12 protein-coding genes are annotated in these 13025 nt (G+C 40.4%); 8 read left to right on the plus strand and 4 right to left on the minus strand.

The annotated features are described in order from the left end of the window. The first annotated feature begins 93 nt into the window (after positions 1-93). Entirely contained in the window at positions 94-2151 is a 2058-nt protein-coding gene (locus A3K86_RS22085) for a TonB-dependent siderophore receptor (protein ID WP_084406730.1), read from the plus strand. A gap of 77 nt (positions 2152-2228) precedes the next feature. Here the strand turns inward: A3K86_RS22085 and A3K86_RS22090 are convergent, their stop codons facing one another. Further along, positions 2229-3566 (minus strand): DEAD/DEAH box helicase, encoded by a 1338-nt coding sequence (locus tag A3K86_RS22090; protein WP_068336760.1) that lies wholly within the window; start codon positions 3564-3566, stop codon positions 2229-2231. 243 nt (positions 3567-3809) lie between these two features. Between A3K86_RS22090 and A3K86_RS22095 the strand changes: the two genes are divergently transcribed. After that, entirely contained in the window at positions 3810-4433 is a 624-nt protein-coding gene (locus tag A3K86_RS22095; protein WP_068336764.1) for a DUF2238 domain-containing protein, read from the plus strand. A 104-nt stretch (positions 4434-4537) separates the two neighbouring features. Here the strand turns inward: A3K86_RS22095 and A3K86_RS22100 are convergent, their stop codons facing one another. Continuing rightward, positions 4538-4819 (minus strand): helix-turn-helix domain-containing protein, encoded by a 282-nt coding sequence (locus A3K86_RS22100; RefSeq protein WP_068336767.1) that lies wholly within the window; start codon positions 4817-4819, stop codon positions 4538-4540. A gap of 724 nt (positions 4820-5543) precedes the next feature. Here A3K86_RS22100 and nadS point away from each other — a divergent pair. From nadS to A3K86_RS22125, 4 genes are all read left to right on the plus strand, one after another. After that, entirely contained in the window at positions 5544-5759 is a 216-nt protein-coding gene (gene nadS, locus A3K86_RS22110) for a NadS family protein (protein WP_068336773.1), read from the plus strand. 347 nt (positions 5760-6106) lie between these two features. Beyond that, entirely contained in the window at positions 6107-7597 is a 1491-nt protein-coding gene (locus A3K86_RS22115) for a SulP family inorganic anion transporter (RefSeq protein ID WP_068336776.1), read from the plus strand. 253 nt (positions 7598-7850) lie between these two features. Next, positions 7851-8042, plus strand: a complete 192-nt coding sequence (locus A3K86_RS22120) for a hypothetical protein (RefSeq protein ID WP_068336779.1) — start codon at positions 7851-7853, stop codon at positions 8040-8042. 567 nt (positions 8043-8609) lie between these two features. Next, the gene (locus A3K86_RS22125; protein WP_084406731.1) at positions 8610-9233 is read left to right on the plus strand and encodes an outer membrane beta-barrel protein; all 624 of its coding nucleotides are present in this window, start codon (positions 8610-8612) and stop codon (positions 9231-9233) included. Between the two features lie 158 nt (positions 9234-9391). On the opposite strand, the gene A3K86_RS22130 is transcribed toward A3K86_RS22125, so the two are convergent. Beyond that, positions 9392-10330 (minus strand): diguanylate cyclase domain-containing protein, encoded by a 939-nt coding sequence (locus A3K86_RS22130; protein WP_198160461.1) that lies wholly within the window; start codon positions 10328-10330, stop codon positions 9392-9394. A gap of 277 nt (positions 10331-10607) precedes the next feature. On the opposite strand from A3K86_RS22130, the gene A3K86_RS22135 reads away from it, so the two are divergent. Both A3K86_RS22135 and A3K86_RS22140 read left to right on the plus strand, forming a co-directional pair. Beyond that, positions 10608-11060 (plus strand): DUF3069 domain-containing protein, encoded by a 453-nt coding sequence (locus A3K86_RS22135; RefSeq protein ID WP_068336801.1) that lies wholly within the window; start codon positions 10608-10610, stop codon positions 11058-11060. 221 nt (positions 11061-11281) lie between these two features. Further along, positions 11282-12580 carry a winged helix-turn-helix domain-containing protein gene (locus tag A3K86_RS22140; protein WP_068336806.1) on the plus strand — a complete coding sequence of 433 codons (1299 nt, stop codon included), beginning with the start codon at positions 11282-11284 and terminating at the stop codon, positions 12578-12580. Here the strand turns inward: A3K86_RS22140 and A3K86_RS22145 are convergent. Continuing rightward, positions 12536-12838, minus strand: coding sequence for a hypothetical protein (locus A3K86_RS22145; RefSeq protein WP_068336809.1), 303 nt, complete (start codon positions 12836-12838; stop codon positions 12536-12538). The genes A3K86_RS22140 and A3K86_RS22145 overlap by 45 nt on opposite strands. Positions 12839-13025 lie beyond the last annotated feature (187 nt).

The raw sequence follows: 13025 nt of genomic DNA on the forward strand, positions 1-13025 counted from the left end.
ATCGCTTCAATCCGCTTCGATTGCACAATATCATCAATCGCGAATAAATATCATTTAGATTGATAATTTTTTTAGCCATCGTTAGGGATTAACATGCAAGACCATAACTACAACAACCAACACACTGCCATTACATGCAGTACCAAAAGCAAAACAGTTCGCCTTTCTGCGCTAAGCCTCTCCGTTGCTTCTGCTTTGTTCTGCCAACAAGCTTTCGCCAGTGGCGACACCTCTGATCAATACCGCGAAGAAATGGAAGTTTGGGGAGCCAAAGTATCAAGCAGCTCAGAATTTCTTGGTGATGACGATATTTCAGTAAAACAAGCCGATCACTTATCTGACTTGCTGCGCGATATTCCTGGTGTCGATGTTGGTGGCACACACTCGGTAAACCAGCGTATTAATATTCGTGGATTAAACGAAACCGATTTAGATATTCGCCTTGATGGTGCTTCCCAATACGCCAACATGTTCCACCATATCGGTAATCTGACTCTAAACCCAGATATCATCAAAGCGGTAGACATTCAGGTTGGTGCCAACTCTGTTGTCAACGGTGGGATTGGTGGTGCTATTCATTTCGAGACTAAAAACGCCAAAGACTTATTGCGTGGCGATGAACAATATGGCGCCCGCTTGTACGGTGGCTATGCAACCAATAATTCTCGCCAAGGCTCGACCACGGTTTACGGACAACTGACCGATACGCTTGATGCCATGCTCTATGGCTACATGATCAAACGAAACAATTTCAAAGATGGTGCTGGTGTAGAAACCATTGGCGCTGAAGGTAAAGTTACCAATATTCTCGCTAAATTAGGTTGGGAACCGACCACAAATCAACGTTTTGAAATCACCTATGATAATTACCGCGATAAAGGTAACTACAGCCCTCGCCCTGATATGTCTGGTGATGCTAATGAAGCATTATCTAAAACAACTTTGATCCCAACCAAATATCATCGTGACACTGTCACCTTGAATCATCAATTCACTCACAGTGAACTACTCCAAGTTAAATCAAGCCTTTACTACAACAAGATTGATTTAGAGCGCGACGAATCGAATATTCCAGGACGTTGGCCGGGGGACCGTCGTTCAGTCAATAATGCGATCAACAATAATACTGGTGCCCGTATTACTGCCACGTCAGATATTGATATCGCAAGTATTGGCAACACCTTTACTTACGGGGTTGATTACAACCAACAACAAAGTAAAAGTCAGTACGGCTCACAGCCAGAAACAACAGAAAAAGCAACAAACAGTGCTGTCTTCTTACAGCACAAAATTCAATTTAGCGATGCATTCTCGCTAACACCGGGTGTACGCTACGATCACTTTAAACGTGACGCCGTCACGAGCAATAAGTCATTTAGCGATGTAACCTGGGGACTGGCTGCAGATTACCAGCTCAATAAACACTTTAGCTTCTTTGCTAGCACCCGAAGTTTATTCAAAGCCCCGCAATTGCTTGAAAGTTTTATCAAGTACCAGCAAGTGACTTACTTAGATCCAAACATTAAAGCGGAAACCGGTTTAAATACCCAAGGTGGATTCCGCTTCAATATGGATAAAGGCATGCACAGCTTTGCGTCTAACCTCACCTTGTTCAAGACTGACTTTAAAAATCACTTAAAAGCCAGCTACAACCGCGCCAAAAAGCAATACGACATTTACAACGATGGTGATACCGAAATCAAAGGCTTTGAAGCCAGTGTGTTCTATGGCTACGACGCATTTGGAGCGAAACTGTCTTACGCTAAAGCTGACAACAAGAACAAAACGAATGACACACCCATTCTTGATAGCAATAAACGCAGTACCGATATTGGTGACAGCATTAACCTAAGCTTGGATTACAACTTCTACGATTTAGATCTGTACTTAGGCTGGCGCTCTCAATTCGTATTAGAAGAAGATAATGTGTTAGAAGGTACACCCGTCAAGGATGCTTACAATGTCCACAACCTATTTGCACAATGGGCACCACATCAAGTTGATGGTTTAGTGCTAACCTTTGGCGTTGATAACCTATTCGATGAGCAATATGCATCACACGCTTCTCGCACAGGGTTAGCTCGTAATATTGATACCACAGACTTTGAGCCGGGTCGTAGCATCAAAGTTTCGGCTGCGTATCAGTTCTAACTAATAAACGACAAACAAGCATAAAAAAACCAGCCATTCGGCTGGTTTTCTTATATTGCACATCAATAGCTTAACGATTAATCGTCGCTAGGTACTGCTGGCTTTTTCTTCTTAGGCATAAATACGTTATCGCCCACCGCCATATTGTCGTAGAAGCGTTTATCCATCTTCTTCTTAGGCTTGTTCGGTGCTGCTTTCTTCGCTGCCGTTGGTTTCTTATTCGTAGGTTTCTTCTTAACGAACTTTTTCTTAGGTGCTGGTTTCAGACCTTTGAACTTACCTTCTAAACCTTCAATCGTTGTAAAGGTAATATCTTGTTGTAAGAAGGCTTCGATGTTTTTAAAGCTACGCCAGTCTTTTGGGCCAACCAAAGAGATTGCATCACCTTTGTTACCAGCACGACCAGTACGACCGATACGGTGAACATATTCTTCTGCATGCTTTGGCATATCGAAGTTAATTACGTGCGATACGCTATCAATATCTAGACCACGTGAAGCCACATCAGTTGTCACCAAAATTTTATGACATACACGCTCAAACTGACTCATGATGCTATTACGTTGCGTTTGCGTCATGCTGCCACTTAGCGCGACTGCTTTTAGCTTACGCTCATTAAGCATTTCAGTTAGACGATCAGTATCGTTACGGGTTGCCGTAAAGATGATCATTTGCTTGTAATCTTCGGTTTCCAGAACTTTATCAAGCAATGCTTGTTTATGATCTAGGTGATCACACAAGATAAAACGTTGAGTAATGTCTTTGTGCTCTTCAGTAGAGCTACCTACCGCAATGTTCTTAGGAGCGTTTAGCATATCTTTTGCGATATCAACCACATCGTTGTGATCGAGTGTCGCTGAGAACATTAGCGTTTGACGACGACGGTGATTAGCTGCGTTATGAATGCTACGTAGGTGCGATTCAAAGCCAAGATCAAGCATACGATCAGCTTCATCTAGGATCAGCATTTCCAAACCATCTAGGTAAGTACTCTTATGCTCAAGGTGGTCAGCTAGACGACCTGGCGTTGCAACAACGAACATTGGGTCTTTACGTAGCTCTTTAACTTGATCGTTAAAGTTCTCACCACCAACAATCAAAGCGCCGTCGTACGGTGTACCTGCATTTAACGTACGTAGCTCAGCAAAAACTTGTTTTGCCAATTCACGAGTTGGTGTAAGTACAACCACACGAGGGTCACGACGAGTAAACGGCTTACTACGATACATACGTTGCATCGCAGGCAACAAGAATGCCAACGTTTTACCAGAGCCAGTTTTAGACGATGCCAACAAGTCCTTACCTAAAATGGCAACAGGAATGGCTTTCTGCTGAATTTCAGTTGCTTGATCAAACCCTAGGTTTTTGATTTTTTTTAGTAGTCGTTGGTCTAATCCAAGATCTTTAAAGTGCAAAATGATGCTCCGGTAATCACGCAGTTCTGCGTTATTGTTAACTCATACCAATGTGACAAGAATCACGCTTGGGTGAAAAATGTTAGCTGCGAATTATAACACAATTCTAGTGGATGATGACTAGCAACAAATAGGATTGATGATTAATTCTTGCTCAAGACCGGTTAATCAAGGAAGATTAATCACCAATGATATAAAATACTGATAATTAGATTGTTTGCTTGATAGGAATAATCATATCCAATGTCTGCACATAAGAGCCTAAAAAAATCCGCAGCCACTATGCTGCCTCATTACTTAGCCCTAACGTTTCTGACTCTATTCAGTGCGTTAGCAGTTGCTCCAGTCTTTCGTGAAGTGTGGCTCGCAGAAATCATTCCTGTGGTACTGATTTTTGCTGGTCTTGTCATCACCTACCCTAGATTTCGTTTTAGCAATACCGCTTATGTCTTAATGTTCCTTTGGCTTGTGTGCCACACCATAGGGGCGCACTACACCTTTGCCAATGTGCCCTTTGATTGGGTTAGCCAATTACTGGGAACAGAGCGAAACATGTTTGACCGCCTTGCTCACTTCACCATTGGCCTTTATGCATTCCCCATTGCAGAATGGTTAGTACGTCGTGGTGAATGTCCTCCAAAACTGGCTAGTTTCTTTGCTCTATCGACCATTATGGCCGTTGCCGCTGGTTATGAAATCTTTGAGTGGTGGTACGCAATGATAGCTGGTGGAGATGCAGGTATTGAATTCCTTGGCAGCCAAGGTGATATCTGGGATGCGCAAAAAGATATGCTGGCTGATACCTTAGGAGCAATCACGGCACTCGTACTCTTCTTTACGTTAAAGCCGTACGGAGAACCAGAGTAAAGGATCTAGTAAATGGTGTTTTCGCTCAAGGATCAGCACTAAATCAAAGTAAGAAAGCCACTTAAAGAATAAAGCCCATAGTTTCAACACTACAGGCCACACATTTACTTTCTTAGGAGAGAACTCAGCAAGATCTTTTCTACATCTGAGAGTTGTTTGGTCAAGTCTAAAATTTCATTTATCTGCGGTGATAACTCTTGGAAGTAGTTTTTATCGACTTCAAACAGAGCCACCGCTTTTTCTATCACTTTCTTTGATGGTTTGTTATGCCCATTCTCGACTAACGAGAGGTAGGTTGGCGTTATGTCTAAGTAACGCGCGCAGATTTCACTTTTCATGCCTTTTGACTGACGTAAGGCTCTAATCATTTGTCCATTTAGGTTCATCTTGTTTCGTTCACCATCATACAAGTAAGACCTTCAACAAGATTCAATTGCTCAACGGCACGACTAACAGCATCTTTATACAAACTGCTCTTCTTTAAGAACTGTACATGGATTCCATCGTTACAGGCTTTTACAATGATATCTTTAAACCCATAATCGCAAATCAATGATATTGCTAGTGATTCATCATCACGATTGAACTTGTCTGAAATGAGTACTTCAAATGAGTAAATCATTGGTCTTTATCACACCTTCTTTTCTCATCGAACAATGGCAACAAGCTGCAAGCAAATTTCAAGTTACCATTCTCGTCATGAGCATCTTGATTCAACATTTAACCGTTAAAGGTCTCTCATTCAGTTAAATTCGCTCTCGACTTTCTGTTTCGTGTGATTATTACATCGGCCTTCACTCTAAAATAAACAGTATTCAAAACCGTATAAAATATTTAATAAACATTATTTTGCTTTTATTAAGCACTTATAAAAAGCCATCACCTTAAAATCATAAACATACGCTAAGACTTAATTGGATAAGAAAGTTAAAATCATTAAATATTTTCACTATCATGCTTTCGTTTACATTTTTACTGTAAATTAACTTATTTATCAACTCAATATTTTCGGAAGATGATTTATTGATTTTTTTGCCAATACACATCTTGTAACATTCTTACATCCGCGTACAATGTACCTCCACTAGTCACGTGGATATAAGGTTTTCTATGGACGCAGCACCTCAAATTGAAAACGTCGACATTAAAGCGATAAGATTGAGGCTAAAAGTGAATCAGCATGAATTTGCCGATGCGCTTGGTTTAAGCCTGGAAACAATAAAAAGCTGGGAGCAAGGTAGAAGAAATCCTACTGGATTAGCCCAAAAAGCATTGAAACTTATAGAAAAAGACCTTGAACTCTATTACAGATTCAAATTTAACTAATGATATCACCGATAGCATCCACTCTCTCCTTCCTAGGGGTGCTATCGGTTATCTCATGAGTGAGTTCTCTCTATAAATATAAGGATTGAGTATTGAAAGATGATGAATATGAACTTGATATCTACTTCAACAATAAAGAAGAAATAGACAAATCAATTGATGATATTAACTTTGTAATTAATGATGGTTTTTTAAATTTTAAACACTTTAACTTACTCATTTTTTCTATCACCTTATTATTACTACTTTTGTTATTCATTTAATGGAGGGTAAGACAATTATTACGCCGCCTTAGACCCTGCATCTCTTTACACCAAATCTAAATAAATTAAATAGAAAGAGATATTATGCTGAGTTTTTACAAAGAAAAATGGTTCAACAACATCAAAGGAGATTTATTATCAGGGGTTGTGGTTGCTTTAGCCCTCATACCCGAAGCAATTGCTTTTTCCATTATTGCCGGACTAGATCCTAAAGTCGGTTTATATGCATCATTTGCTATCTGCGTGGTGATTGCCTTTACTGGCTCTCGCTCTGGAATGATTTCAGCCTCAACAGGGGCAATGGCTTTGCTAATGACCACCTTAGTCAAAGATCATGGTCTCGAATACCTTTTAGCAGCTTCCTTCTTGGCTGGCGTTCTTCAATATATTATTGGTTTACTGAAGCTCGGTGATTTAATGCGGTTTGTATCCCGCTCAATCGTTACCGGCTTTGTTAATGCTCTCGCTATCCTCATTTTCATGGCTCAATTGCCTGAACTGACCAATGTAACTTGGCATGTCTATGCTCTTACCCTCGGTGGATTAGGCATTATCTATCTGTTCCCGTATGTGCCACGCATAGGTAAACTACTACCTTCACCTTTGGTATGTATCATTGCCATTACCGCCGTGAGCATCATGTTCAATGTGGATGTGCGTACTGTCGGTGATATGGGCTCACTACCAGACTCATTGCCAGTATTCCTGATTCCAAACATTCCGTTTTCGATTGAAACGATACAAATCATCTTTCCTTACTCTCTCGCACTCGCCGTTGTCGGTGTGCTTGAATCATTAATGACGGCCAAAATCATTGATGACATCACAGATACACCAAGTGACAACAATGACGAGTGTAAAGGACAAGGTATCGCTAATATGGTCTCATCGCTTTTTGGTGGTATGGCGGGTTGTGCCATGATTGGTCAATCCATGATCAACATGAACTCTGGTGGTAGAACACGACTATCGACCCTTTCATCAGGTGTCTTCTTGCTGATTATGGTAGTGTTCTTAGGTGATTATTTAAAACAAATACCAATGGCTGCTTTGGTTGCTGTTATGATTATGGTGTCCATCAGCACCTTTTCATGGAAATCAATTCTAGATATCAAACATCACCCGCTTAACTCTAATGTGATCATGATTGCCACTGTCCTCTCCGTTGTGATGACCCATAACCTCGCTATTGGGGTCGTTGTGGGTGTGGTTATTTCTACCGTGTTCTATGCCAACCATAGTCGCAAGATCATGAAAGTGACTGATGATATTGAAATCCATAACGAACACACCATTCATAAAGTTCACGGTCAGATCTTCTTCGCATCAGCCTATAACTTTATTGACATGTTTAACTTTAAGAATCCAACAAAGTACATCACGATTGATTTATCTGACGCACATTTCTGGGATATCACAGCCGTTGGAGCATTAGATAAAGTCATCATCAAATTCATGAATGCAGGCTCAAACGTTGAAATCATAGGAATGAATGAAGACTCGGAAGAGATGATTTCAAAATTTGCTATCTTCGACAAACCAGACAAACTTGCCGCTCAAACTATAGGCCACTAGCTCAAAAGCGAAAAGCCACTGAAAGTCATTTAACAAATAACCATTCTAGGGGCTACACAGCCCCTATTCTCCTCTAAACACACTAGTACAGATCCCGCTCCTTTGTTAGCAGACACAGATCCGTTTAAAAGTTAAGCCTTAAGTAAATACCTAATAAGAAAAGATAAAATGACAATTTGAGAAAAGATATCTGTTCTAGCCACACGTAAGTGGTGATATATTAGCCACGTTAAAGATAAAGAGATTGATAACAATGAATAAATTAGAAAAGTTTCTTTACGCCTTGTCGATTATTGTCTTTCTTGTTCTCATGCATGGTGAATACAAAAGTATTAAATTAGATAGCGAAATTGAAAAGGAAATCAAAAAAATTGATGAACGCTTGAATAAATTAGAGCTTGAATCTCTGCCTTTTGAAAGTGCTAATGCGTTAAGGAACTTCTAGTTGTAATTACCGACACAACACGTAAACACTTCATAACAAACACCAAATACTATAGCAATATAAAACATTGCCAGCCGCACTTCTCCCCTCATCAATTAAAATCTGAAAACTTAAAAGATAAACACTTAAAGTTATTAATTAAAACTAAGAATGTAACTCAAATAAAATATTACATTTCACTTTTAACAATATCATCAATATTGAAATAACAGACACTACTGTTATGATGCTTTAGCTTGAATTAGGAAAGCCTCTAATAAAAATAGTAACATCCTTGTAGACACCTCACCCCACTTTTATGTGGGGTATTTTTTATTAGCCACAAGACTCTTCAGCATCCCCACAGTCTTTCCCTAATGAATACACGATAAAATCATGCTTATTTTTCAAGCATTCAGCACCAATACATGTTCAAACTATAGCCAGCAAAACGAATAGCCGACTTAAATACCACCACTCACAACCATAATGACCAATATGATTATTGATGAATGCAATAATACGCTTACAATGTTGATCTTCGTCACAAATCCTTGTGCCGTTTAAATAACAACCATTATAAAAAATATGAATAAGACTCTAATTGCATCACTTATCGCAATGGCTGCTATGCCATCGTTCGCTAACGCTAACAACCAAAATGTATCTTTTAAGTTGGGTACAGCTAAACACTCAGTTGATGGTAAGAAAATCACTGATAGCCAACCTGTAGCAATCGGTGTTGATTACACAAATTACATATTTCCTCTGAATTCGTACCTAGATCTTGGCTTCAGTGCAGGTGCAAACGTAGCTATTGCTTACGACAGCAAATACCATCGATACCCAGTTACTTCAACTATGTCTGTTGGCGTATCTCAATCAATCCGTACCGATTACGTTACAGGTTATTTTGCCCCTGTAATTTCGTTTAAGCCTAACGACATTATCGACATCTACGCACGTGTTGGCGCTTCAGTGAACTACTTCGCGATGACTTTGGAGCAAACAACGTCATCATACCTATACAGTAAAGACCGTACTGATACGACATCAGATACAACAGCTGGTCTTTACTATGGCGGTGGTATTAACTTTTCGCTTGGTCGTAAAGTATTTGCTGGTCTTGAGTACGTTGCTAACAAGTACGATGTAAAAGACGAGAAACTGAACTCAGAGATGTACTACGCGAAGTTTGGCTTCCGTTACTAAGCAAAGTTTTTGCTCAGTGCTCTTAGAAAAGAAGTCCGGATAGTTAAAAAAGTAAAGGGGCGCAATGCCCCTTTACTGTTTTACTATCCGCTATTTTCATTATTGAAGTTACTTGTTATAGCTTCTTTATATAGCCTCTTCTATACATCGGATATTCCCTAGGTAAACTCTGCAGCTACAAACCTATTACGACCCTGTTCTTTCGCTTTATAAAGCACCTTATCGACAATCTCGTACATATTCTCTGGCGTTTCCAACCCCGTAGGAACCCACGAAACCATGCCTTGACTCACAGTCACAATGTTTGATGTAGTGGATTTAGAGTGTGGAATTTCTAGCTTCTTAATGCATTGCTTTAAGCGCTCACATTCACGCACCGCGCGGGTTTTATCGCAATTACTGATCAAGATAACAAACTCTTCACCACCATAACGTGCAGCTAGCTCACCAGCACGACTAAAGTTTGTCTTCAACTCTTTAGCCACTTGCTGCAAACAGCGATCCCCTTCAAGGTGGCCGTAATAATCGTTATAAGGCTTGAAGTGATCGACATCGATCATAATCATTGTCAGTGAGAAATTATTACGACCATGCACTGAAATGAGCTCAGCTAATTTTTGATCCAAGTGACGACGATTAGCTAACTTGGTTAAACCATCTTCATTTACTTGTTGTGATAATAACTCGTTGGCGTTTTCAAGCTGCACTGTCGCTTCTTTTAATTTGTGACGCATGCTTGCGATACGCTGCATGGCTTTTAGCTTAGCTGCCAATACAATTTTATTGACGGGTTTAACTAGGTAATCATCACCGCCCATATCAATAGCCTTCGCTATCATTTCAGGTTCGTCATGACCACTTAGGAAAATAATAGGAACCCACTCTTCATGTTGAATACGCAGTTGTTTCGCTACATCTACGCCACTCATGTCTGGCATGCTAATGTCTAACAAAACCAAATCCGGATCAAAAACTGGGTATTTCTCAATAGCTTCATGCCCAGAGCCTACCGCCTCTACGACGTGTCCAAGGCGTTGTAATCGCATCGCCAGCTGCATCCGTTCCAAATGAACATCATCAACCAGTAGAACTCGCATCGCTTCCATGAAAGCATCCTATTGATATAAATAGAGTTGTATTGATTAATTTATAGCACAGATATGGGAAGTGTTAAGACGATACCAGCGTCAGCTTGTATTTTGTCACATCGAGCGTGACCCAGATTACAGTTTTATACTGTTATTCGTGCAGCACGATTGAGGTTTCGCCATCATTAAGCAGCATTAGCCAATAAAATAAACATCTTATTGACTTTTACCGGTGGAACTATAGGATTCCCCACCTAATTTATATTGTAAGCTGTAGGAACTCTCTATGTCTGAGATCGAAAAGAAAGACGAGCAAATCGTTGAAGAAGCAAAACTATCGTTGGATGATTGTTCACCAGAACTTCGTCAAGTAGCGGCGTTTGAAGAAGTTCCTGAAGAGCTAATCGACATGCTAATCAGCGTTTACCACGTGTCTGAAGCATCATCTCGTCAAGCATGGGATGCAATGCCAGCAAGTGCGCAAAACGTACTAGACAACTTCGAGCAATTCCACGCGCTAGTTGCTCTAAGCCAAACTTACTCTGGTGTTGATTTCCTTGGTGAATTCCAAGAAACCAAACTACCTGAAGAAATGAGTGCTGACGAGCAAGAAGAATACAAAGCAGTTCTTCTAGATAAAGTACTAAACAACTGTGTGAAAGATTTGACTAAGCAGCTTAAACAAGCTCGCCGTAACCCACCTATGAAGCGTGAGTTCCAAGAAATCTTCCAGAAGTAATACCTATTCGATATCAATGTCGCCTGATCAGGTATTCATATTAAAGGGAAGCGTTATGCTTCCCTTTTTACTGTATTGATGTGCTTTCCATTCCTTTTCCCCTTAGTGTAAAATTCTAACAGTCATCATAAATCAATAAGATAACGTCTTCGCCAACTATCAACCCACTTGATATCACGCCACTTCGTTTTGATTGATCATCCTTGGAGAATTTGAGCAGCATGTCTAAAACGGTACAAATCAAATTTCAAACTGAAGTTTGTTTTATCCCTGATGAAGGTATCATTAGCTCAAACAACACCTCACAGACGCTGAATAAAGCCGAATGCAATATCTTACTTTTCCTGGTTGAAAACCATCAGCATGCCGTTACCAAAGAAGCCCTTATTGCTGCAGGTTGGCCTGATCGTGATGTTACAGAAGCGTCTCTTTTTCAAGTGATCCGTGCCCTGCGCGTAAAGCTCCAAGAAAGCTATAAAGGCGAAATTATCGAAACCCTACCACGAGTAGGTTATCAACTCCGTCATTTTCAAATTGAAGAAATAAAACCAAAATTTAATTCACTGGTTGCCACCAAGAAGACACTACTCTCAAAAAAAGCGGGAACTTATATAGCAGCGGCGCTGATAGGTACTGGCATGAGTTATGCGGCTTATTTAGCCTTGACCAACCAACCTGACGGATTACAAAACTACACGCTTCATCATATGGAAGTGGATGGCGACATTGTTACTATTGCGGGAAGCTCTGCGGAAATCATCAATGAGCTGTCGTTAAAAGTACGTAACTTAAACAAGAGTTACAACGAGGTGCATTCGCCGGAAGATAAAGTGAATCGCCGTATCTATGTTTCACAGCATCACGACCAATATTCGGTTGCTTGGTGTCTAATCGATGACACCCAAACCTGTGTTAAAGATACAGACCTCGCTTATAGCCTGCCATTAACAAGTTGGGATAAGTTTGCTGATTATATTATTAGTATCCCAGAACAGCACCGCCTGCTTCACCGCATCCGAACCGATTACACTTTAGAGCCTGATGGCATTAGCCAAATGCACTTTTTTGATGACTCTAATATTCGTTCTAAAGTGGTTCAATATTACCTCTCTGAACGTAACGAATACGATGTAGTGTACTCTTCTATGACCTTCATTAAAGAAGAAGGTAAACCTCTACAGCAAGCTCTGTCTGTTAAGGCGGCAACATACCGAAGCTTAAAAGGGCTAAATAAAGACAAGAGCATCACAAGCATTAAGATCTTTCCGCAGATGTTTCACTGGGCATATCGCTCTACTCTTGATTGGTCGGAAAATAATTCGCTTGCGCTGAGTAACGAGCTAAAAATAAGGGACACCTTTAACAAAGGTAAAGGCATCCCGAATCATGTTATCTATCACCGCGATCACTTAAGCTTGGTATTTAGTGAAGTATCCGGTTACTACTGGCTACACAACCGCCGTAGTAACAGCATCTTATTTGAAGCCACGGTAAACAAGGAAGATACCAACGCCAATTAATGTCCCTGGGATCAAAATACTCCACATGATCCCTGTCCAAACTAATCCCCATAAAATGGCACCAGCAATCAAAAATATCGCAGCCGTTTTCAGTGCGTCTTTCCAGTGTCCACTTAAAATGATATCAACTAACCCTGTCACGCCGAGTAAGATCAACAGACCAGGCCACCACCATTGCGTTAAGTAAAGTAGGCCAAAGCCAATCAAAAATACGCCAGAAGAAACGCCATCACGCCCTTTCGTTTTCATTCCAAACATTACACTATCCTTCATGCTCTGCTGACATAATCATTTACGATCAATACTGAACACAGCCTGATAGCATTACAAGCTTTTCAAACACTTAATTACGAAACTGCGGTGTTATACACCTCTAACGGCTTCGTAGCTGAATCGCAGCTAACACATAGGTGATTATTTCCTACTGATACATGCATCAGATAAC

This window comes from Photobacterium jeanii, assembly GCF_001650345.1.
Classification (GTDB): domain Bacteria; phylum Pseudomonadota; class Gammaproteobacteria; order Enterobacterales; family Vibrionaceae; genus Photobacterium; species Photobacterium jeanii.

Bases quoted from the DNA above. Each gene is read 5' to 3' on its own strand.
- A3K86_RS22135 (WP_068336801.1), top strand. From the start codon at position 10,608: ATGTCTGAGATCGAAAAGAAAGACGAGCAAATCGTTGAAGAAGCAAAA.
- A3K86_RS22100 (WP_068336767.1), bottom strand. From the start codon at position 4,819: ATGAACCTAAATGGACAAATGATTAGAGCCTTACGTCAGTCAAAAGGC.
- A3K86_RS22095 (WP_068336764.1), top strand. From the start codon at position 3,810: ATGTCTGCACATAAGAGCCTAAAAAAATCCGCAGCCACTATGCTGCCT.
- A3K86_RS22140 (WP_068336806.1), top strand. From the start codon at position 11,282: ATGTCTAAAACGGTACAAATCAAATTTCAAACTGAAGTTTGTTTTATC.
- A3K86_RS22145 (WP_068336809.1), bottom strand. From the start codon at position 12,838: ATGTTTGGAATGAAAACGAAAGGGCGTGATGGCGTTTCTTCTGGCGTA.
- A3K86_RS22120 (WP_068336779.1), top strand. From the start codon at position 7,851: ATGAATAAATTAGAAAAGTTTCTTTACGCCTTGTCGATTATTGTCTTT.
- nadS (WP_068336773.1), top strand. From the start codon at position 5,544: ATGGACGCAGCACCTCAAATTGAAAACGTCGACATTAAAGCGATAAGA.
- A3K86_RS22085 (WP_084406730.1), top strand. From the start codon at position 94: ATGCAAGACCATAACTACAACAACCAACACACTGCCATTACATGCAGT.
- A3K86_RS22130 (WP_198160461.1), bottom strand. From the start codon at position 10,330: ATGCGAGTTCTACTGGTTGATGATGTTCATTTGGAACGGATGCAGCTG.
- A3K86_RS22125 (WP_084406731.1), top strand. From the start codon at position 8,610: ATGAATAAGACTCTAATTGCATCACTTATCGCAATGGCTGCTATGCCA.
- A3K86_RS22115 (WP_068336776.1), top strand. From the start codon at position 6,107: ATGCTGAGTTTTTACAAAGAAAAATGGTTCAACAACATCAAAGGAGAT.